This window comes from Leucobacter muris (assembly GCF_004028235.1).
GTDB classification, from domain to species: Bacteria; Actinomycetota; Actinomycetes; order Actinomycetales; family Microbacteriaceae; genus Leucobacter; species Leucobacter muris.
Genome location: NZ_CP035037.1, coordinates 399294 through 421232, shown reverse-complemented (window position 1 = coordinate 421232; position 21939 = coordinate 399294). Strand labels below are relative to the sequence as shown.

Below are 21939 nucleotides of genomic sequence, written 5' to 3'. Positions count from 1 at the left end.
GTCCTCCTCGGCACCCGGCTGGTTCTCATGGCCGTCATTTACCCGACGCTCCATTTCGTCCAGATGCCGGACAGCTCGTCGAAGTGATCCGCGTACCACTGCTGATCGATGAGGATCGCCTTCTGCGCGACGTCCGGCGCGTTCAGATCCATCAGCTTCGCGAACTCGTCGAGCTGCGGTTTCGCCTCGAGATTCGCCGGAGCGTACGGCATGAGCTCGGCGAAACGCTCCTGCTGAGGGGTCTGCACCGCGAAGTTCAGGTAGTCGTGCGCCAGATCGGCGGCCTGGCTCCCCTTCACGATCGACAGCGTGTCGTACAGGATGAAGTGGTCGTCCCACACCGCGGAGAACGGCGCGTCGTTGCGGAGCGCGTCCACCATGCGCGCACTCCAGGCGATCGACATCACCACCTCCCCGCTCTCGATCTGCTCCGTCTGCAGTGCACCGGTGTCGTAGAAGACGAGGTGGTCCCGAATGGTGTCGAGCTTCGCGAGCGCCCGGTCGATGTCGAGCGGGTAGAGCTCATCGGCGGGCACACCGTCCGCGAGCAGCGCGGCTTCGAGCGCCATGCCGCTCGGGAAGTTCCAGATCGCCCGTTTGCCCGGGTACTTCTCGACGTCGAAGAAATCGGCCCAGCTCGTCGGCGCCGACTCCGAGAAGACATCGTGGTCGTAGACCATCACGAAACCGAAGATGTCGAGCGGCACCCCGCACTCGAGCACTGCCTCCTCGGGCAGCTGGTCGATGTTCTCGATCCGCGACGTGTCGATCGGCTCGAGATAGGTGCCGCAGTTCTGGATGGCCCAGTACGGCTCGACCTTCACGACGTCCCAGCTGACGTTGTCGGCGTCGACCTGGGCCTTGATCTTCGAGTAGTCGAGCGGCGAGTCCGGCAGCACCTCGACGCCGAACTCCTCGCCGAAGGGCGCGCCGATGGCCTCGTACGAGGCCTCGTCGACCGCGCCGCCGTATCCGACGGTGGTGAGCGCATCGGGAGAGCCCTCGCCTCCTCCGCCGGAAGCGCCCGACGAGCAGGCAGCGAGCAGGACGGCGATGCCGGAGAGCAGCACTGCGCCCGCGAGCGGGCGGCTCAGCCGTTTCGATGGTGAGTGGGTGGGGTTCTTCATGAGACACGTCCTTGTGTGAGTGGAAAACCTACGATGGTTCGAAAATCGGTGTGGAGACCCGTACGACTGTGACGCTATACAATCCACTACATCAACAAAATCGACTCAACGGTGGAATCGCATTGATTTTTTCGCTGATGGTGCGCAGCCGGGTCCTCCCCGAGCCGCAGTCGCAGGGTCGAGATATGTACTCGCTCTGGTCCTTCGGGTCGCACTCCTCTCTGGCCCGTTCCTCAGCAGCGGCTCAGGCGCCCGCGGCTCGGTGCCGGCAGATCGTCAGCGCCAGCGCCTTCGCGCCGAGCACCGACGACGCGATCCCCTCCGCGGAGAGCGCGGCCTCGCGGAAGGCGACGGTGTGGGGCTTCGCACCCGGCGTGCCGATGCCGATGCCGATCTCGAGCGAGGGCACCCGGTGACTCACGTTCCCGAAATCGGAGGAGCCGAATCGCAGATGCCGCGCTCCCGTCGTATCGACCGCGAGATGCTCCATCACCCGCTCCGCGATTCGGGCCAGGCCCGGATCCTGGCGGATCTCGGCGTAGGGAGGCATGAACTCATCGACGGCGAGTTCCGCCGAGGCAGCGAGCGCGGCCCCCTCGGCGCAGCTGAGCACGCGGGCGGAAACACCCTCGAGCGTCTGCAGATCCGGGCTTCTGATGCGATATCTCAGAGCGGCGCGATCCGGAATCACATTCGGCGACCTCCCCCCGTCCGCGATGATGCCGTGCACGCGCACGTCTGACGGAAGCTGCTGCCTCAGATGCGATACCCCGGTGTACGCGAGCACGGCCGCATCGAGCGCGTTCACGCCGTCCTCCGGAGCCATTGCGGCGTGGGCCGCCCGTCCGGTGAACACGAGATCGAACCCCCTCGCGGCGAGCGCCCCTTCTCGCACGACGCCCGAGGTCTCGTACGGGTGGACCATGATCGCCGCGGACACCTCTTCGAACAGCCCCGCGTCGAGGAGCCTGATCTTGCCTCCCGCTCTCGGCACGGTGCTCTCCTCGGCCGGGCAGCCGAGCAGCACGACCGGGAGGTCGGGGCGCGCGGCGCGCAGCGCGAGGAACGCGCCCACCGCCGATGCCGCGATGATGTGGTGACCGCAGGCGTGACCGATCTCGGGAAGGGCGTCGTACTCGGCGAGGATCGCCACCGGACGCTCGTCAGCCGGGGCCCCCGCGCGGAACGCGGTCTGCATCCCGGCGACGCCGGTCTCCACCGCCTCCCCGTGCTCGTCGAGGAGGTCCGTGATCGCCGCGACCGCGCCGTGCTCTCGATAGCCCAGTTCCGGGTTGCCCCCGATCAGGACGGCCAGGTGCTCGATGTCGGCGGCCAGGCGGTCGACGGCCTCGATGACCGCCGTCTCGAGCGCGGTCATCGACCGACCTGCAACCCTCGAAGCGCTCCGTCGGCATCGGTCTCGACCGACACGTCGCTCCCCGGGTAGACGGCTCGGAACAGTGCGGGGAACGAGGTCCGCCAGAAGAGGTCGGCCCAGGCCCCGAACCCGTACGTGAACCACACGTCGTCCAGCGGCGTCGAGAGGATCTCCGCGCTCAGCAGCCTACGATCCTTCTCCCGCAGCCGGGCCTCCCAGGTGAAACCCGGCGCGAGATCCAGCTCGCGCCAAGCGATCGCGCCCGACGGATCCGGTTCGCCGCGCTGCCGGAACCACTGGCGGAGCCGGCTCCCCCGATCCGCCGACCAGCGCTCCAGCGCCCGCTCGACGACGAGCCGCACCCGTTCCGGAGGCAGGCGGGCCTCGAGCGCCTGGACGAAGGTCTGATAGCGACCGCCGAGCAGGCGGTTGGTGCGCGTGAGCGCAAGTCGCATCCCCTCGCTCTCGTCGCTCGTCCTCGTGTAGAGACGGGAGAGCTCATCACCGAGCTCGCTGCGCTCCTCCGGGGGCCTCGGCGACAGATCGCCCTCGTCGCGATTCGGCATCACCCATCGGAACGCGCAGCGATCATCGCCCTTCATCATGTTGATCGGGATGGTGACCATCGCGTCGGGGTGGTAGGCGCTCGCCGCGGCCTGGTGGAACTCGTCGCAGTACACGTGCCCCCAGCGATGGAACCCGTCCTCCTTCCAGGAGAGCGCGGCCGGGCAGTAGGTCACGTCGAAGCGCACGTCGTGCGGAGCGTAGGATCCCTGGTCCTGCACCTCGTCCTTCGCGACGTAGGTGCTCGCACTGTCCCAGTTGCGCATCAGCGTCTCCACGTTGACGGGCTCGCCGAGCGAGATGTGCGCCTCGCGCATCTCGGTCCCCCGCCACTCCCCGTACCGGCGAACGCTCTCACGCACCGCTGTCTCACCCTCCGACCCCGCATCCTCGAGCGTCTGCCTCGCGAAGAACATGTAGAGTCGCGAGCTGGCCTGCAGGCACCGGGCGAGGATCCGTCGCTCCGCACCGCCGTCGTTCACTGGCGAGTAGTGCTCATCCTCCGGCGCGCCCTTCCTGGCGGCTTCGATCTCATCCATGATGGCTCCTCACGATGTGTCCGGCTCTGACGACGGTCGGCGGCACGGGTTCGGCCCAGAACACGTCATCGAGCGTGCGCTCGGCGAAGATCACGAGGTCTCCGCTCTTCCCGGGGTCGATCGAGCCGCAGCGGTCGCTCGCCCCGATCGCGTAGGCCGCGTTCAACGTGGCGGCCACGAGCGTCTCCGCGGGGTCCAGGCCGAACCACGGGGCTGCGAGCAGCATGGTGCGGAGCAGGGAGGACGCCCCGATCGACGAGCAGTAGTCGGTGGCGACCGCGAGGGGCACCGAGTGGTCGATGAACGCGCGCGCTGGAGCTCGGCGATCCGTCAGGTAGACCAGTTCGGCCATCGGCAGCACCGTCGCGACCGTGCGCACCCCGGCGTGGCGGGAGATGACGTCCTCCGGGGTGTACGTGAGGTGGTGCGCCGAAAGCGCCTCGGCTCTGACCGCGGTGCCCCACCCGCCCGAATCTGCGAACGCGTCGGCGTGCACGATGCTGCGGAGACCGGCCAGCCGTGCGGCGTGCAGCACGAGTTCGGCCTGGTGAGGAGTGAGCACCCCGCGCTCGCACGTGACATCGTTCAGCGCGGCCGGGAACAGACTCGCGATGAGCGGGAGCATCCGCGACGCGACATCCTCCGCGTGCGCGTCGGCGCCCATCCCCGCCGGCACGTCGTGCGCGGCGGCGAAGGTCGGCACGACGCGCACCTCGTGGCGCGCGGCGACTCGGGAGATGATCTCCAGGTGACGCCGCTCCTCCTCCAGCTCGAGGCCGTAGCCGCCCTTCACCTCGCAGGTGGTGACGCCCGAGTCGGCAGCCGCGTCCAGGAAGCGCGTGAGCCGCTCGGCCAGGAACTCGCCGTCGGCCTCCCGCGTCCTCCGCACGGTGTACTTGATGCCGCCGCTCTCGTCGTCGCCGATGATGCTCGCGGGGAGGCCCCGCAGGCGTCTCGTGTACTCGTGGGACCGGTTGCCCGCGAACAGGGGATGCGCGTGCGATTCGACCAGCCCGGGGGTCACGACACCGCCTCCGGCGTCGATGACCCGGGCGTCGCCGCCGAGCGGCACCTCCGAGCGGTGCCCGGCGGCGACGACCCTGCCGCCCCTGATCGAGACGACCGCGTCCCGCACGGGGCTGGTGTTCGCCTGCTCACGGCTCCCGCGGCGCGGAGAGCCCCGGTCCGAGACCCGGTGCAGCTCGCCGATGCCCACGATGTCGAGGTCGCCCGCCCCGCTCGATCCCTCATGCGCGATCATGCCGACCCCCGGGCCTCCTCGCCGATGCGAGCGCACTGGCGGGTGAAGCTCTTCGACGGCTCGAAATCGAACGAGTTGAAGATCGCCGCGAGGTGCGCGAACGGCGGCGCCTGCGAGAACAGCTGGAACGAGAGCTTGTGACCGGCATACCCCGAGTTCAGGAAGTCGCGCGCGAGCGCCAGCAGACGCCGCCGATCCTCCCCCGGCCACTCCTCCGACAGCCCGAAGTACTTCTCCAGGTACGGGGCGATCTCCGGCTGTTCGAAGCTCTTGCTGTCGGGGGTCAGCGCTATCTGGCCGCCGGTGAGCTCGCGGGCGATGTGCATCATGCCGGGAAGGTCGCGAACCGCGCTGTAGCGGCCCGAGAACAGCATCGACTGATGCGGCACCCAGAGTCCCGAGCCGCTCACCGATCCCGATTCGATCGCGGCGATCAAGTGGGAGCGGATCGACTCGTGATAGGAGGCGAGGATCGACAGCTTCTCCATGACCGCCTGCTGACGGTGGAGCCCCGTCTGCTCGACGTTGAGATGGGAGATGCCGAGCAGCAGCTCCGCGGACTTCAGCAGACGCAGCAGCATCGAGAACGACGCGTAGCGATGGATCGAACTGCGCACGATGAGGGCGGCGCGGGTGTTCTCGTAGAAGAACACGTCCTCCCACGGGATCTCCACGTCGTCGAAGATCATGAGCGCTTCGACCTCGTCGAGGCGGCTGCTGAGCGGATAGTCGGCGGCTTTGCCCGCATCCGTGAACGTCGTCCTGCAGATGTGTTTGAGGCCGGGCGCGTTCATCTGCACGACGAACCCGACTGCGTAGGGCGACAGCGTCGCGTCCCCCCAGTTCGTGATCGTCGGCTTCACGAACGCCTGGTTCGCGTAGAGGGAGGCCGTCTCGAACTTCGCCCCGCGCACGACGATGCCGCGGTCGGTCTCCTTGACGACGTGCAGGAGCATGTCGGGATCCTGATCCTTCGGGTTCTTGGAGCGATCCCCCTTCGGGTCGGTGTTGGCGGAGACGTGATAGACATCGCTGGTCTCGATCGCGCGCAGGTGCCGCTCGACGTTGTCGACGAACGCGTTGTCGAGGCCCTCCAACCGTTCCCGCTCGTCGGTCACCGACCACATCTCGCCCAGGTTGTCATCGCCGAGCCGCGAGAACAGCCCGCCGACCCGCCTCGAGATCTCGTCGTGCGCCTCCCACTTCGCGTACCAGTCCTCCTTCTGCCGAGGGCGCACCAGAAGCGTGTTCCGGGCTTCCCCGTCCTGATCCGTCTTCGCCAGCGCGACCGGGGCCGACGGGTTCTCTCGCAGCCGGTCCTCGTCACCCCGCACCATGTCGTAGACATCGGCGCGCGCCTGGATGATCGGGGCGAGGGCCGGGTGCTTCGTCACGTCCCGCACGCGCTCCCCCTCGATCCAGACTTCGCGACCGTCTCGAATGGACTCGAGGTAGTCGCTGCCCGTTCGCATCGTCATTGATTTCTCCTTGTGTTCTGAGAGAGCGTCGTCTCGTTCTCGGGGTTCGGGTCGCTGTCGGCGCGCCCCGCCGCACCGGCAGCGGGCTGGGTCAGCGCAGTTCGCGGTAGTCGCGCTGGCAGTATGCGAGACCGTGAGACTGGTCCTCGGTTCGGGAGGTCTCCAGCACCTCCCCGATCACGATGCCGTGCGTCGCCTGCGCACGTGTCGAAGCGACCCGGCAGGCGAAAGCGCTCGTCGCACCGCGCAGCAGCGGCACGCCGGTGAGCGAGAGATCCCACTCCAGGAGGGCCGCCCCGTACGCGGGAAGGACGTCGCTGCTTCTGCCTGCGAAGCAGTTCGCGATAGCGGTCTGGGCCGGGGCGAGGAGGTTCACGGAGAACTCCGCCCCTTCCCGCAGCCGGTCGTGCAACGGGCTGCGCTGGTTGATGCACACGAGGAGGGTGGGGGGATCGGCGCTCACCGACGCGAACGCCGAGACCGTCTGCCCCCAGATCTTCTCGCCGTCGTCGAAGGCGACCACCGTGACCGCCGTGGGTGCCGCCGCCATCGCGGAGACGAACGCCGCTCTCCGCTGATCGTCGACCTGGGGAGCGAGCTTCTTCGGCCCTTCGCTCACCGTGTTCTGGTATGCCGTGATGCTGTTCATGCCCTCAGCGTAGGAACCGCGATTCGGCCCATACAACGCGTCGGCCGAATGCCCTTCACCGGTTTAATCGATCACGAGCCCACCGGGCCATCGGCCTCTCCGACCGCGGCGCTACCCGAAGTTGAGACGGGCCTCCTCGTAGCGCTCGGGAGGCACGGTCTTCAGCCGACCGACCGCCTCCTCGAGCGGCACCATCTCGATGCGGTCGCCGCGCAGTCCGGCCATCGTGCCCCACTGCCCCGCGAGCACGGCGTCGGCGGCGGCGATGCCGGTGCGGGTGGCGAGCACCCGGTCGAAGGCCGTCGGCGATCCGCCCCGCTGCACATGGCCGAGCACCGTGGCGCGTGTCTCGATCCCCGTGCGCTGCTCGATGAGCGGCGCGAGCACCTCAGCCACGCCGCCCAGCCGCGGCCGGCCGAACCCGTCGAGCCCCTCGCGCGTCACCGCGCGGTCGACGCCCGCGAGACGAAAGCCCTCGGCGACGACCACGAGCGATGACCGGCCGCGATCCCGCACGCTCAGCACCCACTCGCCGATCTGCTCGATCGATTCGGGGAACTCGGGGATCAGCGAGACCTGGGCACCGGCCGCCATGCCCGCGTGCAGGGCGATCCACCCCGCGTCTCGGCCCATGACCTCGAGCACCATGCATCGCCGATGCGACTCGCCCGTGGTGCGCAGGCGGTCGATCGCCTCCGAGGCGATCGACACGGCGGTGTCGAAGCCGAAGGTGTAGTCGGTGCCCCCGAGATCGTTGTCGATGGTCTTGGGCAGGCCGATCGTGGGCACGCCCCCCTCGTTGAGCAGGCTCGTGACGGTCTGGGTGCCGTTGCCGCCGATCAGCAGGAGGCCGTCGAGGCCGTACTCGGCCGCACGATCCCGCACGGCCCGCAGCCCCTCGACCGGGTCGCTGCCCCTCGCGAACGGAGGCACCCGGCTCGTGCCGAGCATCACGCCGCCGAGCGGCGACAGGCCGCGCACCGCCGCCCGGTCGAGCGGGATCCGGTCTCCCTCGTGGAACCCTCGCCAGCCGTCCATGAAGCCGACCATCTCGAAGCCGTGCACGTCGACCCCGCGCAGCACCGCCCCGCGGATCGCCGCGTTCATACCGGGGCTGTCGCCGCCTGAGCAGAGCACACCGATGCGCATGTGGGTCTCCCTCGAATCGACTGATGCGCGGGCCCGGATGCCCGCGTCCCGGGGTCGCGCCAGTGCGCACGACCTCTGACGTGCTCCATGCTAGCCGTGGCGAGAATGACGCTGACAGATCGAATCCGGCCAAAATCGGCACGGAATCGGACAGGCCGGCCGACACCGCGAACGCTGGCGCGTCCGCCTACTGCGCCAGCCACCCCGCGCTCCGCTCCGTGGGCCGGCGCCTGTGGGCGCCGCGCTGGCGCGGCGAACGCTGGCGCGTCCGCCTACTGCGCCAGCGCCCTGTTCAGCACCTCGATGAGCGCGAGCAGCTGCACCGAGTCGGCGTCCTCGGCCGGCGCCGCAGCGCCGTCGAGGGCGCGCGCCGCGAGCCCCGCCTTGCCGTCGATCAGCTCGGCGATCTTCGCGTCGATCGTCTGCGCGGCGACGATGCGCCACGCGGTGACCGGCTCCTCCTGACCGATGCGGTGCACGCGGTCGATCGCCTGCGTCTGCTCGGCGTCGGTCCAGCTGAGCTCGGCCAGCACCACGTTCGACGAGGCCTGCAGGTTGACGCCCACACCCGCCGCGGTGAGCGAGCAGACCGCCACCGCCACGTCGGGATCCTTGTTGAACGCGTCGATCTGGTCCTGGCGGAACGCCGCGGTCTGGTCGCCGCGGATCGAGACCGTGCGCAGGCCCGCCTCGGCCAGCTGCGCCTCGGCCCGATCCATCACGTCGATGTGCTTCGCGAAGAACACCACCTTGCCGACCGAGCGCGCGAGCTGCGCGGTGTAGTCGGCGGCGAGCCCCGCCTTGGCCTGGCCGATCTGGCGCACCATGGTGAACACGTTGGTGCCGTCGGTCGAGGCGTTCGACTCCTCGAGCTCCTGGGCGCACACCATGCGGATGATCGCGTCGTCCGAGAGCTTCTCGCCGAGCTTGCCGTTCTTGACCGCGGTGAAGCGGTCGAGCAGCTTGCGGGCGAGCTTCGCCTCGGCCTCGCGGATGCCGCGCCCCAGTTCGTCGTCGAGCTCGACGGGCAGATCGACCACGCGCTTCGCCGGCAGGTCGGCCGCGACGTCGATCTTGCGACGGCGCACGATGCCCATGTCGACGACGCTCTGCCTCGCCTCGGGGTAGAAGGCGGGGTCGGCCGGCGTCCACCCGTTGCTCTCGAGCCGCGCCATGAGCTCGGGGCCCGGCTTCTCGGCGTCGATCCAGCCGAGGAAGCGCCAGATGGCGCGGAAGTCGTCGATGTCGTTGATGAGGGGGGTGCCGGTGAGGGCGATGAGCAGCGGCGAGACCCCGGGGGTGCGATCGCGGATGCGCTCGGCGATCGCGAGCACGTTGCGCGACCGCTGCGACTGCACGTTCTTGATCATGTGGGCCTCGTCGACGACCATGCCCTTGAACCCGAAGCGGGAGATCCAGCTCAGGTGGCGGTCGAGGATCTCGTAGTTGACCACGAACACGTCGGCGAACGCGTCGATGTCCTGACCGTCGCCGTGGATGACGGTGACGCGGCGCTGCGGGGTCCACCGCTCCACCTCGCGAGCCCAGTTCATCTTGACGACGTTGGGAACGACGACGAGCAGCGGGTAGGCCTCCGCGACCGAGGCGGCCAGCACCGACTGCGCGGTCTTGCCGAGACCGGGCTCGTCGGCCAGCAGGAAGCTGCGGTGCCCGTCGCGCACGCTCGCGAGGAGGCGCGCCTGGTGGGGCATGAGTTCGCGGCCGGCCGGGGCGAGGCGGTCGGGCACGGGGGGCTCGGGGAGCTCCATGCACGCGGATCCTCCGCCGCCCTGCTCGAACGACTTGAGCAGGGGGCCGAGCAGTTCCCAGTTGGCGAGTCGCACCACCGGGGTCGGCTTCCGGGGCGGAGTGAGGTCGGGCGCGAGGAAGGGGTTGGCGAGCATGCGGGTCTCGATGCCCGCGGGCTCGACCTGGCGTTCGGCGAGCTCGGGCGGCACGAACGCCCGAGCGGGTTCGGCCTTGCTCGGCTGCTCTTCGGGCAGCTCGATGCCGGCCTGGGTGAGCATCTTGCGCTTGAGCAGACGGGTCGCCTCGGTGATGGGCGCGGTCGGCTCGAGCAGGGTGATGAGGCTCGTGTCGCGCGCAGCGGTCTTCGCGAGGATCGCGGCGACGCCGTCGAGCCGCTTCAGCGTCTCGGTGCGCTCGGATTCGCTCACGTTCTCGTCGGTCTTGACGCGGGCGCGCTCCTCGCGCATGAGGAGCGCGATCACGTGGAACTTCGTGCGGCCGGCGGGCGAGGCCTTGCCGCGCTGGGCGGACGCCTCGACCTCGCGCACGGCGCGGGCGAGCAGCGGGATGATGCCCTCGTTGTGGGTGTGCTTGCGGCGAGCGCCGCCGCGCTGCTGGCCGCCCTTCTGGGCGTTCTGCGCCTTCTGGGCGCGGGAAGACTTCGGCGTGTGCTCGGCTGCGCTGTTCGCAGCGGGCTGACGCTCGGCAGTGGTGAGTGCCAATGGATCTCCTGATCGGCGTGGTGCAGCCCCGGCCTGCATGCCGGAGCCGGGGTCGCATGCGGCTTCAGAGCCTGACCTCATGCGCGGCATGGGGCTCGAGAACGCTTCGCGGATCGCGACCGTGCTCCGATCCTACCATCCGCACCTGCGAGAGCCCCAGGATTTCCCGAACACCGGGAGCATGTCGTCGGCACGGGCGGCGTTCCGGTGCACGAGCCGCCCGTGACCCCCTCGGCTCGTTCATCCGGCGCGGCGCGATCAGGGATCCGGCTCACGCGGAACGCCGTGAGCCGGATCGGCAGATCAGCGGCTCAGCAGCTCCCGGGTGCGCACCACGTCGGCTCGCATCTGCTCGAGCAGCGCGTCGAGCGAGTCGTAGCGCTCCATGCCGCGCAGCCGATGCGCGAAGCGCACCTCGATCCGCTGCCCGTACAGGTCGCCCGAGAAGTCGAGCAGGAACGCCTCCACGCGAGACAGCGCGTCGGGCGTGAAGGTGGGGTTGTTGCCCACGGAGATCGCGGCGGGACGCGGATCCGCGTCGTCGTCGCCGAGCACCGCCCACCCGGCGTAGACGCCGTCGGCCGGCACGAGGCCCTCGATCTCACCGCCGAGGTTGGCGGTGGGAAATCCGATCTCGCGCCCGCGCGCGTCGCCCCGCACGACCTCGCCGCGCACGACGGGCGACCGGCCGAGCATTCGCCCGGCGGCCTCGACGTCACCCGCGAGCACCGCCTCGCGCACTCGCGACGACGACACCTCCCCGGTGCCGTCCGCGGCGACCAACTGGAGCGTCTCGGCCTTGAATCCGTACCGCTCCCCCAGCTCTCGCAGCAGCCCGCCGTCGCCCGCGCCGCGGTGGCCGAACCGGAAGTCGGCCCCCATGATGATGTGCTTGGCGCGCAGCCGCCCGACCAGTACGTCGCGCACGAAATCTGCCGCGGGGATCGAGGCCACCGCCTCGTCGAACTCGATCATCACGCAGTCGTCGACCCCGGCGGCCTCGAAGCCCTCGAGCCGCTGCTCGCGGCTCATGAGCGGGCGGGGGCAGAGTTCGGGGCGCAGCAGGCTGAGGGGGTTGTTCGCGAAGGTGAGCACCACGGCGGGGCGGCCAGCGGCGTGCGCTCCCTCGATGAGGGTGCGCAGGATCGCCCGGTGTCCCAGGTGCAGCCCGTCGAACTTGCCGATCGCGACGCCGCTGCCCTCGGGATAGTCGGCGGGTCGGATCGCCTCGAGCGTTTCGATGACGCGCATCAGGCCGATCCCTCACCGCCCGCGGCGGCACCGGCACCGGCCGCGCGCGCGGTGCTCCGCAGCCACAGCAGGCCCAGCACCGGCAGCACGAGCGGGATGAAGACGTAGCCGATGCCGTACTGCGACCAGACGGAGGGGTGGGCGAAGAGCTGGGGGGCCGTGAGGCTGAGCGTGCCGACGATGAGCACCCCGCAGAGCTCGAACACGAGCGCGCACCACGCGACCGCGCGCCAGACGCCACGGCGCTTGATGAGGGCGATCGTCGCGACGATGTAGACCACGCCGGCGACGGCCGACAGGGAGTAGGCGAGCGGCGCCTCGTCGAACTTCGTGATGATCTGGTAGACCGATCGGAAGGTGGCCGCGATGGCCAGCACGAGGTAGACGGCGATCAGCACCTTGCCGAGACCGCCGAGCCTGTCCGCGGCGCTCGTCGCTGCTGCGGTGGATGGCTGTTCGCTGCTGGACCGGGGATTCGACACGACCAACAGCTTACCCGCGCGCGGCCGAGACCCTCAGCCGCCGGTGGTCGCGAGGAACACCTCGCCGTGACCGGTGAGCCGGATCGGGTCGCCCGCCGACACGTAGAGCGACTGCCCGCGGCGGGCGGAGGCCACCTCGGCGAGCCCGTGCTCGCCCTCGGCCCGGCGCTCGACGCGCACACGCCCCGACGTGACCATGAGCACGAGCGGGCACTTCGCGGACACGTCGACGGACGGCGCGCTGTCGGCCGGGGCCGCGCCGCTCGCGCTCTGCTCCGGATCGCAGAGCCTGGCGCGCAGCAGCGCGAAGTCGGGCACGTCGGGGCGCCAGGCCACGAGCCCGCGCGCCACGCGCTCGCCCGGGAAGCGTGGCTCGGCGATCTCGCCGGTGTCGACGATGCGGCAGAGCTCGGCGATGTCGATGTGCTTCGGAGTGAGACCGGCGCGCAGCACGTTGTCGGAGGACGCCATCACCTCGACCGCGATGCCGCTCAGGTAGGCGTGCAGCTGACGGGCGCGCAGGTAGACGGCGTCGCCCGGGTCGAGCCGCACGAGGTGCAGCAGCAGCGACACGAGCACCCCGGGATCGCCCGGGTGGGATCCGACGAGGTCGCGCAGCGCGGCGGCGCGCGCCGCGTCGAACTGCCGCTCGGGCTCGCGCACCGACGACGCGGGATCGGTCTCGGCAGACCCTCGGGGCTCCCCGTCGGGATCGATCCGGGGCACCGCCGCCGCGATCGCGTCGAGGGCCCGCGCTACGACGGGGTCGCCGCTGAACACCCACTCGAGGAACTCCCGTCGCAGCGCCTCGGGATCCGCGCCCCGCAGTCGCGCCTCGACCCGTTCGAGCGCCGAGGCGCCCTCGATCTCCCCCGCCTGCCGCGCGGCCGACGCGAGCAGCAGCAGCTCCCGTCTCGCGGCCGCGAGCGGGCGGAAGCCGCTGAGCGCGGTCACCTCGCTCAGGGCGACGAGCAGTTCGGGCTTGTGGTTGGGGTCGCCGTAGTTGCGGTGCGGCGCGTCTCTCGGCACCCCGGCGGCCTCCTCCGCGGCGAAGCCCGCCGCGGCCTGTGCGAGATCGGGGTGCACCTGCAGGGAGAGCGGCGCCCCGATCGCGAGCACCTTGAGCAGGAAGGGCAGCGGACCGCCGTCCACGCCGTAGCGATCCGGATCGCTCTCGACGAGGTCGATGAGGGTGCGGGCGCCGGCCGAGGCCTTCGCGACGTGCGCGGGGCTGCCCGGGTGGGTGCCGAGCCAGAGCTCTGCCTGGGGCTCCCCGGTGGGCGCGAGGCCGAGCATGTCGGGCAGGGCATCCTTCGACCCCCACGCGTATGCGCGCGGGGTGTTCTCGATGAAGATCAGCACGCCACTCCTTAGAGGTCGCGGAGGTCCAATACTCTACCATACCGACTATGGCGCAGAGCAGAACCCGACTCGGTGTGAGCGCGTACGCGATCGGCGTGTTCGTGCTCACCCTCGGCAGCAACGGCGTGCGCAACGTGGTGGGCTGGTGGGGGTTCCTCGCCCTCGCGGTGGCGCTCACCGTCGTGGGCGCCGTGCTGTTCGTGCGCGAGAGGCCCGCCCGCTTCCGCTGGTATCGGCTCCCCTCCCCGCTCTACTGGTTCCTCGCCCTCGCCGCACTGTCGATCGCGTGGTCGCAGTACCGGCTCGAGAGCGTGCTCGGCGTGCTCGCCCAGCTCGCGACGACACTGCTGGCGGTCGTGCTCGCGTTCGTGCTCACGTGGCACGAGGTGCTGCGCACGCTCGGCACGGCGCTGCGATACCTCATCGGACTGTCGCTGGTGTTCGAGCTCGGGGTGTCGCTGCTGATCCGCCAGCCGGTGTTCCAGAACTTCCTGGTGTTCGTCGAGGTGCCCGACGAGGGCAAACCCTCGAAGCTGCTCTACTGGAGCCGCGATCTGCTGTTCTCGGGCGGCCCGATCCAGGGCCTCGTCGCCAGCTCGGTGCTGCTCGGCTTCCTGGCACTGCTGGGGCTGATCGTGTTCGGGATCCAGCTGCGTGCGGGCCTCGTGCGCCCCGTCACGGGCTGGTTCTGGGTGCTCCTGTCGGCGGCGACCCTGCTGCTGACGCGGGGCGCGACCGTCTGGGTCGCGCTCGCGGCCGTGTGTGTCGCCCTCGCGCTCGCGCTGTGGGCCCGCCGGCTGGGGCCGGAGCGGCGGGTGCCGCTCTACGCGACGGGCGGCGCGCTCATCGTCGCCGCCACCGCGGCCGTGCTGTTCGCGCGCGATTTCGTCTTCGGGCTGCTCGGCAAGAGCGGCGACATGACCGGCCGCCTCGAGACGTGGGAGGCCGTGATCGGGCTCGCCGAGCAGCGGCCCTGGTTCGGCTGGGGCTGGGTCAGCTACTGGGCGCCCTGGGCCGAACCGTTCAAGTCGCTCGACGAGAAGGCCGGACTGCCCGTGATGAGCGCGCACAACGCGTGGCTCGACGTGTGGCTGCAGCTCGGCATCGTGGGGCTGCTCGCCTTCGCTCCGCTCGTGGTGCTCACGGTCTGGCGCGTGTGGTTCCGCGCCGTGGATCCGCCGCGCCGCGGTTTCGGGCCGCCGCTGCCCTACGCGACGAGCGCGCTGTGGCCGTTCCTCGTGATGGTCGCACTCCTCGTGCAGTCGCTCACCGAGAGCCGACTGCTGATCGAGGGCAACTGGGTGCTGCTCGTGCTGCTGGCGGTCAAGTCACGCTTCGACTTCGAGCTGCCTTCTCAGGACGCCGAACCCACCGCGCTGCCGTGGCGTCGGGTGCCGATCCCCCGCGAGACCGGGGCCGTCGAGGTGCCGACGGGCTCACGTCGGCGGTGATACCGTGAACATGACCACGGAGCGCCTGCTGCAGCTGCGGGCCGACGCGCGGGTCGAACGCGACACGATGATGGAGCATCGCGTGCGCGACGGCGAGGATCCGGCGACCGCGTACGCCGAGGTGCCCGAGGTCGACGACCTGGTGGTGCTGGCGCTGCGCGACGAGATGCTCGAGGATCGCGGCCAGCTGGCCGAGTTCGGTCTGGCCAGGCTCGCCGCGCGCTCCGGCGGCCCCGACGCGCGGGAGCACCGCCGCAACGCGGATCGCGTGGAGTTCGAGCTGCTGCGCGAGATCGCCGCGGCAGCCCCGATGCTCACGGTCGCGGTGTGGCGGGCCGGCAGCGGCCTCGACGTGGAGTGAGCGGCGAGGGTCGGCGCTCCCTCGCAGCCGCAGGCGGGCCTCCAGTCGCCCGGCGTCGTCTCCCGGAGGCCCCGGCACGCTATTTCTTGCTCGCGCCCTTCGTGCTCTTCGCGCAATCGGCCTTCTCGCGATCCCCGACCAGCTGGTCGACCTGATCGGCGATCTCCGCGATGCGCCGGCGCTGCGAGTTCAGCTGCGCCGAGAGCGCCGCGGTCGAACCCGCGACCTGCTGCCGCAGCAGCGTGATGTCGGCGTGGATGTTCTGACGCGCGCGGTGGGTGACCGAGAGCTTCGGCATGATGCCCGCCAGCGAGTTCTGCACCGTGCGGCCGGCGCGGAAGACGATGCGGCGCAGCCCCGGGGTCTTGTTGAGCCGGCCCAGCACCCCGCGATAGACGCGGTGCTCGAGATTGCGCAGCGCGTAGGCGTCCATCTGAGCGAGCTGCTCGCGATGGGTGTCGACGAAGTAGCGCAGCTTGCGCCAGATCTCGGCGTGGTCGCGCTCCTCCGAGTGCTGAAAGGCGAAGGTGGCGTACTGGTCGAGCATGCGCATGTAGTACACGCCGTACTTCTCGGTCAGCTCGTGCTTCTCGAGCAGGTCGAACAGCCGGAAGGCGACGGTCAGGTGATCCTTCGCGGTGTTGGAGCGCCCGAAGGTCGTCGACATCGTGCTGCCCGCGCGGCGCACGTAGTTGTAGACGTAGTCCTCGGGCTCGAGGAAGAACGCCGTGCTGCTCGTGAAGCCGTAGGCGTTCACGAAGTAGGCGTCTTCGAATCGCAGGCCCTCGGGGAACTCGATGCCGCGGTTCTCGACCGACTCGCGCACGAACATCTTGTTGCAGACCGACGCGTCGAGGTCGAGCAGCAGTTCGCTCGTGACCTGCTGCAGGCCCGTCCGGCGCACCTCGTAGTAGTGCTGGTCCTGGAACTTCTCCATCGCGCTGCGGATGCCCGGTTCGAACACGGGGCGGATGCTGCCCACCACGAAGTCGACGTCGTGTTCGACGAGGGCGTCGCGCATCTTCTCGAGCGAGTCGGGCTCGTAGTAGTCGTCGCCGTCGATGAAGGCGATGTAGTCGGCGTGGGCGAGCTCCATGCCGCGGTTGCGGGCGATGGCCTGGCCGCTGTTCCTGAGACTGACGAGACGCACCCGCGGGTCGTTGCGGAAGTACTCCTCGGCGATGTCGGACGACGCGTCGACCGAACCGTCGTCGACGAGGATCAGCTCGACCTCCGAGAGCGTCTGGCCGAGCACCGAGTCGATGCACTTGCGCAGGTACTCCTCGACGTTGAAGAACGGCATCACCACCGAGACCTTCGCGGCGTCCTGCGCCTGCTTGCGCTCGATCACGCGCTCGGGGCGCTCGATGATCTCGGAGATCTCGCGGGCCTGGTTGACGTCGCAGAACTCGAAGTTGAAGCGGCCCGACTCGAGGTCTGCCTTGAACTGCTCGGAGGCGAGCGCGATGAAGTCGGGGGCGAGGTCTGCCTGCAACCGGTCGATGTTCCAGGCGTAGGCCCCCCACTTGCTCAGGCGGAGGATGCGCCAGATCTCGGTCGAGAGATCGCGCTCCGCTGCGAAGCGCTCGATCTCGGCGTACTCGTCGGAGACGCAGAAGACCTTGCCCGCGTTGTTCACGGAGGAGGCCTCGTTGTCGCGACGGTAGTGGAGGAAGGCGTCGGAGGTGTAGACGACCCGGTGCGCCGAGCTCCACACCTTGAACGCGAAGCTCGTGTCCTGATACGAGGCGCCCGGAGTGGGCAGGAAGCGGATGCCGTTCGCGACGAGGAAGTCGCGACGGTAGATCGCCGACCAGATGGCGGGCTGCTGGAAGAAGATGTCGATGTTCTTGGAGGGGTCGATCACCCTCCCCACCTCGTGAGCCCGCACCAGCTCGATCTTCTCGTCGCTCAGCGCCTTGCGCTCGGGGTCGGCGTAGTAGGTGAAGTAGTTGCTCTTCACGACCTCGACGCCGTGCTCGGTTGCGAGATCGTGCAGCTCCTCGAACATGTCGAGCTCCACCCAGTCGTCGGACTCGACGATGGCGATGTACTCGCCCGTGGCCCGGTCGAGGCCGTGGTTCATCGAGTCGCCGTAGCCCGAGTTGGCCTTGTCGATGATCACGATGCGGGGATCCCGCCTCGCGTACTCCTCGATGATGGCGAGCGAGCCGTCGGTCGAGCCGTCGTTGATGCAGATGATCTCGAGGTCGCGGAACGTCTGGTTCACCACGCTGTCGAGGCACTCGCGCAGGTACTTCTCGACGTTGAAGATGGGGATGAGTACGGAGATCTGAGGCATGTGACTTTCTGATTCGCTTCGAGGTGCAGGGCCGGCGACGGCGACTACAGCAGTTCCGAGAGCTTGTTGTTGAACATCGAGAGCGCGGACCCGATGGCCATGTGCATGTCGAGGTACTGGTAGGTGCCGAGGCGGCCGCCGAACAGCACCCGGTCCTCGCGGTCGGAGAGCTCGCGGTACTTGAGCAGGCGGTCGCGGTCTTCAGGCGTGTTGACCGGGTAGTAGGGCTCGTCGTCGCGGGTGGCGAAGCGGGAGTACTCCCGCATGACGACGGTCTTGTCGGCCGGGTAGTCGCGCTCGGGATGGAAGTGTCGGAACTCGTGGATACGGGTGTAGGGCACGTCCGCCCCCGCGTAGTTCATGACGCTGGTGCCCTGGAAGTCGCCCGTCGGCAGCACCTCCTGCTCGAAGTCGAGCGTGCGCCAGGAGAGCTCGCCCTCGGCGTAGTCGAAGTAGCGGTCGACCGGGCCGGTGTAGACGATCGGCACCGTGCCGACCAGGGCCTTCTTGTTGAGGGGCTGCGACTCGTCGAAGAAGTCGGTGTCGAGCCGCACCTCGATGTTCGGGTGATCGGCCATGTTCTCGAGCCAGGCGGTGTAGCCGTCGACGGGCAACCCCTCGTGGGTGTCGTTGAAGTAGCGGTTGTCGTAGGTGTAGCGCACGGGCAGGCGCGAGATCACCTCGGCGGGCAGCTCGGTGGTGGGCGTCTGCCACTGCTTCGCGGTGTAGTCGCGGATGAACGCCTCGTAGAGCGGGCGCCCGATCAGCGAGATGCCCTTCTCCTCCAGGTTCTTGGCCTGCTTCGTGTCGAACTCCTCGGCCTGCTGCGCGATGAGGGCGCGCGCCTCGTCTGGCCCGTAAGCGGCGCGGAAGAACTGGTTGATGGTGCCGAGGTTGATGGGCAACGGGTAGACCTCGCCCTTGAAGTTGGAGTACACCTTGTGCTGGTAGCCGGTGAACTTCGTGAAGCGGTTCACGTACTCCCACACCGTCTCGTTCGACGTGTGGAAGAGGTGGGCGCCGTAGCGGTGCACCTCGATGCCGGTCTCGGGCTCCGCCTCGGAGTAGGCGTTGCCGCCGATGTGGGAGCGGCGATCGATCACGACCACCTTCTTGCCCGCGGACGCCGCGCGCTCAGCGATGGTGAGACCGAAGAAACCAGAGCCGACAACCAGAAGATCCATGCCGAACAGTCTATGCGACGGCTAACGGGGAACTCCCCGGTGTCACCGCCCGTCGAGCGCTGCAGCGATGATGCGGTGAGCCGGGAGGATGCTGCGTCGCTCCGCATCGGCGTCGATGCGCCCCTCGACGAGGTCGATGAAGTGCTCGAACTGCGCGGCGAGCGGCTCGAGACCCGAGACCTCGGGCACCTCCATCTCGGTCATCTGCTTGAAACCGACCTTGTCGTCGGTGCTCTCGATGTTGGTGTGGCGGTACTTGGTGACGCTGCGCAGCAGGAGGTCGACCTCGACCATCGAGTCGAGCGACTGCACGAGCATGCGGCGCACCTTCCGCTGCCCGATGCGGCTGGCCGATGCCGAAGCGATGCCTCCCCCGGGGAAGCGCAGCGTCATGTCGATGACGTCTTCGGCGCCCTCGAGCGAATCGGGATGGAAGTAGCCGAGCTCGGCGCTCACAGATTCGGGCGACGCCGCGCCGTAGAGGTTCGAGATGAGGTCGGCGTCGTGCACCAGCATGTCCCAGGCGACGCCCGTCTTGATGCGGGCCCAGTGCGGCGAATGGCGCTCGGCTCGCACGTAGACGGGCTCGTCGATGAGCTTCCGCGCCGCGAGCACGCCGGCGTTGAAACGCTCGAGGAACCCGCACTGCACGGGCACACCGCGCTGCTCGGCCATGCCGAGGATCTCCTCGGTCTGCTCGAGCGAGGGGCAGATCGGCTTCTCGATGAGCACCGGGAGACCGGCGTCGAGGACCTCTTTCGCGATGTCGTAGTGGTACTCGGTGGAGGCGGCCACCACCACGGCGTCGGCCTTCTTCAGCGCTTCTTCGGCAGCGGGGAACCACTCCCCGCCGTACTGCTCGGTCGCCGCGCGACCGTTCTGCTCGAAGGGGTCGACGATGCCGACGAGGTTGGCCCGCGCAGACGATGAGACGATGCGCGCGTGGTTGCGCCCCATCGTTCCCGCTCCGAAAAGAACGATGTTCGGCTGCGCCATGCTGACTCCTCCATATGCCTGTGCTGCGTCCGCCCATGGTATCCGAGGGGCGGAGTCCCGTCCCAGTTTACGTTCGCACCCGTCCGCTCCAGACCTCTGCGCGGTACAGTTCTCGCATGACCGCACTCATGGCACAGGACATCGCTTCGGATTTCGCCGCGGAACTCGTCGGCGCGAACGCCGTCGTCTCGGCGCCCGCTCCCCTGCTCGACGCCGAGGCGCGGCAGCTCACCTTCGTGGGAGACACTGCGCGATTCGCCGAGGCGTTCGAGCGCGCATCGCTGGCGGGCGCGGTGGTCCTCGCCCCGCTCGGCACCGAACTTCCGGAGGGCGCCACCGGCTCCCTCATACTCGTGGAGAACCCCCGGGCGGCGTTCGGGCAGGCGGTCGCGCGGCACTTCGCCCCGAAGGCCGCGGCCGGAGTCGCCGATACCGCGCGAGTGCACCCCACGGCTCGCGTCCATGAGTCGGCGCACATCGGCGAATACACGGTGGTGCGCGAGGGCGCCGTGATCGAGGCGCACTCGGAGGTGCGTGATCACGTGGTGATCGGCCGGGGCGTGGTGATCGGCGAGCACTCGCTCGTCAAGAGCCACGCCGTCATCGGCGAGGAGGGCTTCGGCATCGAGAAGGACGCCGACGGCAACAACTTCCACGTGCCGCACATCGGGTCGGTGCGGCTCGGCGCGCACACCGAGGTCGGCAATTTCACCACGGTGTGCTCGGGTACCATCGCTCCGACCGTCGTCGGCGACTACACGAAGATCGACGACCACGTGCACATCGCCCACAACTGCCGTATCGGCAGGAACGTCATCATCACGGCCTGCGCCGAGATCTCGGGCAGCGTGGTGATCGAGGACGAGGTGTGGATCGGACCGAACGCGTCGGTGATCCAGGGGCTCACCCTCGGCAAGGACTCGCTGCTCGGCATCGGAGCCGTCGCCGTCAAGTCTGTGCCCGAGAACGAGGTGCGGGTGGGCAACCCCGCCAAGCGCCTCGGCGACAACAAGAAGTAGCGCTCGGCGCATGCACGACGGCCCGTGGACCGATGTCCGCGGGCCGTCGTCACCGGATCAGTAGTTCTCGGCGGGCACCTTCTCGAACCACCAGAACGGGTGGGTGAGCACCTGCATGAGCGGTTCCTTGCCGACCCACTCGCCGAAGTGCCCCTCGCGCCAGCGCCCGCTCGAGTCGCTCAGGTACTTCATGCTCGGCGTCATGAACCGCTCCTCGTACGCGTGATAGGCGACGCTGTCGCTCCAGCGCTCGAGCAGGCCGTTGGCGAACTCGAGCCCGCCCGTGCGAGCGGGCTCGTGCGAGCTGAAGCCGCCGAGGGGGCGCCCGACCGCCGCTTCGAAGACGGCGCGCTGCCGATCGGCCCAGTCGAGGTTGTCGCTGCCGAGCCAGTCGCAGAGCCCGCCCTCGAGGTGCAGTTGCACCTCGTGCCCCAGCTGCTCCATCTCCTGCACGATCTGCAGCGACGGAAGGCTCAGCAGGTTGTAGCCGCGAGCGTGCACCCGCAGGAAGAAGGTGGAGCTCACGCCGGCCTCGGCATCGACGCGCGCGACGCGCAGCGCCTGCTCGATCGTGTTGTCGATGTCGTGTCGCAGCACCATGTGACGCTCTTGCGGGTCTGCGAGGTACTTTTGGAACGACGTGACCGCGTATCCGGTGTCGACGTAGTCCTTGAGAGCGTCGGAGTACGACTTCAGGGAGTAGTCGAAGATCTTGGGTGCTGCGGATTCCATGGACGGATCATCTTTCGAGTCGGATCAGCCGGGCGGGCCGAGGAGATGAGTGGGCGAAGGGTGGAGACCGCGCACCATGATACGGGAGAACGAGACCGGGAGCCGGGATAGAATCGACGGCATGACATTCGTGAGCCGAGCGGGTCACCCAGAGCTGTGAATCGCAACCGCCTGCCCTCGTGG

The 21939-nt window shown here is 69.1% G+C and carries 18 protein-coding genes; 3 read left to right on the top strand and 15 right to left on the bottom strand.

Annotated features, from left to right (window positions below):
* Positions 1–38 precede the first annotated feature (38 nt).
* From Leucomu_RS01870 to manA, 11 genes are all read right to left on the bottom strand, one after another.
* Entirely contained in the window at positions 39–1127 is a 1089-nt protein-coding gene (locus tag Leucomu_RS01870; RefSeq protein ID WP_128386165.1) for an ABC transporter substrate-binding protein, read from the bottom strand.
* A gap of 244 nt (positions 1128–1371) precedes the next feature.
* Positions 1372–2505 (bottom strand): amidohydrolase, encoded by a 1134-nt coding sequence (locus Leucomu_RS01865; RefSeq protein WP_128386164.1) that lies wholly within the window; start codon positions 2503–2505, stop codon positions 1372–1374.
* Positions 2502–3608 carry an L-2-amino-thiazoline-4-carboxylic acid hydrolase gene (locus Leucomu_RS01860; RefSeq protein ID WP_128386163.1) on the bottom strand — a complete coding sequence of 369 codons (1107 nt, stop codon included), beginning with the start codon at positions 3606–3608 and terminating at the stop codon, positions 2502–2504. The genes Leucomu_RS01865 and Leucomu_RS01860 overlap by 4 nt, the downstream gene beginning before the upstream one ends.
* Entirely contained in the window at positions 3601–4869 is a 1269-nt protein-coding gene (locus Leucomu_RS01855) for an amidohydrolase family protein (RefSeq protein WP_128386162.1), read from the bottom strand. Before Leucomu_RS01855 ends, Leucomu_RS01860 begins: the two co-directional genes overlap by 8 nt.
* A complete protein-coding gene (locus tag Leucomu_RS01850; protein ID WP_228407196.1) occupies positions 4866–6347 on the bottom strand; it encodes a 4-hydroxyphenylacetate 3-hydroxylase family protein in 1482 nt (493 codons plus the stop codon). Before Leucomu_RS01850 ends, Leucomu_RS01855 begins: the two co-directional genes overlap by 4 nt.
* Positions 6348–6438: 91 nt before the next feature.
* The gene (locus Leucomu_RS01845) at positions 6439–6996 is read right to left on the bottom strand and encodes a flavin reductase family protein (RefSeq protein WP_128386161.1); all 558 of its coding nucleotides are present in this window, start codon (positions 6994–6996) and stop codon (positions 6439–6441) included.
* Positions 6997–7107: 111 nt separating this feature from the next.
* Positions 7108–8145, bottom strand: a complete 1038-nt coding sequence (locus Leucomu_RS01840; protein WP_128386160.1) for a 6-phosphofructokinase — start codon at positions 8143–8145, stop codon at positions 7108–7110.
* Positions 8146–8417: 272 nt separating this feature from the next.
* Positions 8418–10616, bottom strand: a complete 2199-nt coding sequence (locus tag Leucomu_RS01835; protein WP_128386159.1) for a DEAD/DEAH box helicase — start codon at positions 10614–10616, stop codon at positions 8418–8420.
* Positions 10617–10919: 303 nt separating this feature from the next.
* A complete protein-coding gene (locus tag Leucomu_RS01830; RefSeq protein WP_017884432.1) occupies positions 10920–11867 on the bottom strand; it encodes a bifunctional riboflavin kinase/FAD synthetase in 948 nt (315 codons plus the stop codon).
* On the bottom strand, positions 11867–12265 hold the full coding sequence (locus Leucomu_RS01825; protein ID WP_017884431.1) for a hypothetical protein: 399 nt from the start codon (positions 12263–12265) through the stop codon (positions 11867–11869). Before Leucomu_RS01825 ends, Leucomu_RS01830 begins: the two co-directional genes overlap by 1 nt.
* A gap of 117 nt (positions 12266–12382) precedes the next feature.
* Positions 12383–13711, bottom strand: a complete 1329-nt coding sequence (gene manA, locus Leucomu_RS01820; RefSeq protein ID WP_128386158.1) for a mannose-6-phosphate isomerase, class I — start codon at positions 13709–13711, stop codon at positions 12383–12385.
* A 47-nt stretch (positions 13712–13758) separates the two neighbouring features.
* Here manA and Leucomu_RS01815 point away from each other — a divergent pair, with 47 nt between their 5' ends.
* Together Leucomu_RS01815 and Leucomu_RS01810 are read left to right on the top strand one after the other, a co-directional pair.
* Positions 13759–15162: an O-antigen ligase family protein gene (locus Leucomu_RS01815; RefSeq protein WP_128386157.1), complete on the top strand. Its 1404-nt coding sequence runs from the start codon at positions 13759–13761 to the stop codon at positions 15160–15162.
* Positions 15163–15172: 10 nt separating this feature from the next.
* Positions 15173–15523 (top strand): hypothetical protein, encoded by a 351-nt coding sequence (locus Leucomu_RS01810; protein WP_017884428.1) that lies wholly within the window; start codon positions 15173–15175, stop codon positions 15521–15523.
* A 79-nt stretch (positions 15524–15602) separates the two neighbouring features.
* On the opposite strand, the gene Leucomu_RS01805 is transcribed toward Leucomu_RS01810, so the two are convergent.
* From Leucomu_RS01805 to Leucomu_RS01795, 3 genes are read right to left on the bottom strand one after another with little or no spacing between them, the layout of a single operon-like run.
* A complete protein-coding gene (locus Leucomu_RS01805; protein ID WP_128386156.1) occupies positions 15603–17825 on the bottom strand; it encodes a glycosyltransferase family 2 protein in 2223 nt (740 codons plus the stop codon).
* A gap of 44 nt (positions 17826–17869) precedes the next feature.
* On the bottom strand, positions 17870–19009 hold the full coding sequence (gene glf / locus Leucomu_RS01800) for a UDP-galactopyranose mutase (protein ID WP_128386155.1): 1140 nt from the start codon (positions 19007–19009) through the stop codon (positions 17870–17872).
* Positions 19010–19051: 42 nt separating this feature from the next.
* A complete protein-coding gene (locus Leucomu_RS01795; protein ID WP_128386154.1) occupies positions 19052–20005 on the bottom strand; it encodes a Gfo/Idh/MocA family protein in 954 nt (317 codons plus the stop codon).
* A gap of 116 nt (positions 20006–20121) precedes the next feature.
* Here Leucomu_RS01795 and Leucomu_RS01790 point away from each other — a divergent pair, with 116 nt between their 5' ends.
* Complete coding sequence (locus Leucomu_RS01790) at positions 20122–21024, top strand: LpxD N-terminal domain-containing protein (protein ID WP_228407194.1); 903 nt, start codon at positions 20122–20124, stop codon at positions 21022–21024.
* Between the two features lie 57 nt (positions 21025–21081).
* On the opposite strand, the gene Leucomu_RS01785 is transcribed toward Leucomu_RS01790, so the two are convergent.
* A complete protein-coding gene (locus tag Leucomu_RS01785; RefSeq protein ID WP_128386153.1) occupies positions 21082–21756 on the bottom strand; it encodes a GCN5 family acetyltransferase in 675 nt (224 codons plus the stop codon).
* Between the last annotated feature and the right edge of the window lie 183 nt (positions 21757–21939).

Coding starts and splice junctions, on each gene's coding strand:
- Leucomu_RS01870 (WP_128386165.1), bottom strand. CDS start 1,127: ATGAAGAACCCCACCCACTCACCATCGAAACGGCTGAGCCGCCCGCTC.
- Leucomu_RS01865 (WP_128386164.1), bottom strand. CDS start 2,505: ATGACCGCGCTCGAGACGGCGGTCATCGAGGCCGTCGACCGCCTGGCC.
- Leucomu_RS01860 (WP_128386163.1), bottom strand. CDS start 3,608: ATGGATGAGATCGAAGCCGCCAGGAAGGGCGCGCCGGAGGATGAGCAC.
- Leucomu_RS01855 (WP_128386162.1), bottom strand. CDS start 4,869: ATGATCGCGCATGAGGGATCGAGCGGGGCGGGCGACCTCGACATCGTG.
- Leucomu_RS01850 (WP_228407196.1), bottom strand. CDS start 6,347: ATGACGATGCGAACGGGCAGCGACTACCTCGAGTCCATTCGAGACGGT.
- Leucomu_RS01845 (WP_128386161.1), bottom strand. CDS start 6,996: ATGAACAGCATCACGGCATACCAGAACACGGTGAGCGAAGGGCCGAAG.
- Leucomu_RS01840 (WP_128386160.1), bottom strand. CDS start 8,145: ATGCGCATCGGTGTGCTCTGCTCAGGCGGCGACAGCCCCGGTATGAAC.
- Leucomu_RS01830 (WP_017884432.1), bottom strand. CDS start 11,867: ATGCGCGTCATCGAAACGCTCGAGGCGATCCGACCCGCCGACTATCCC.
- Leucomu_RS01815 (WP_128386157.1), top strand. CDS start 13,759: ATGGCGCAGAGCAGAACCCGACTCGGTGTGAGCGCGTACGCGATCGGC.
- Leucomu_RS01810 (WP_017884428.1), top strand. CDS start 15,173: ATGACCACGGAGCGCCTGCTGCAGCTGCGGGCCGACGCGCGGGTCGAA.
- Leucomu_RS01805 (WP_128386156.1), bottom strand. CDS start 17,825: ATGCCTCAGATCTCCGTACTCATCCCCATCTTCAACGTCGAGAAGTAC.
- glf (WP_128386155.1), bottom strand. CDS start 19,009: ATGGATCTTCTGGTTGTCGGCTCTGGTTTCTTCGGTCTCACCATCGCT.
- Leucomu_RS01795 (WP_128386154.1), bottom strand. CDS start 20,005: ATGGCGCAGCCGAACATCGTTCTTTTCGGAGCGGGAACGATGGGGCGC.
- Leucomu_RS01790 (WP_228407194.1), top strand. CDS start 20,122: ATGACCGCACTCATGGCACAGGACATCGCTTCGGATTTCGCCGCGGAA.
- Leucomu_RS01785 (WP_128386153.1), bottom strand. CDS start 21,756: ATGGAATCCGCAGCACCCAAGATCTTCGACTACTCCCTGAAGTCGTAC.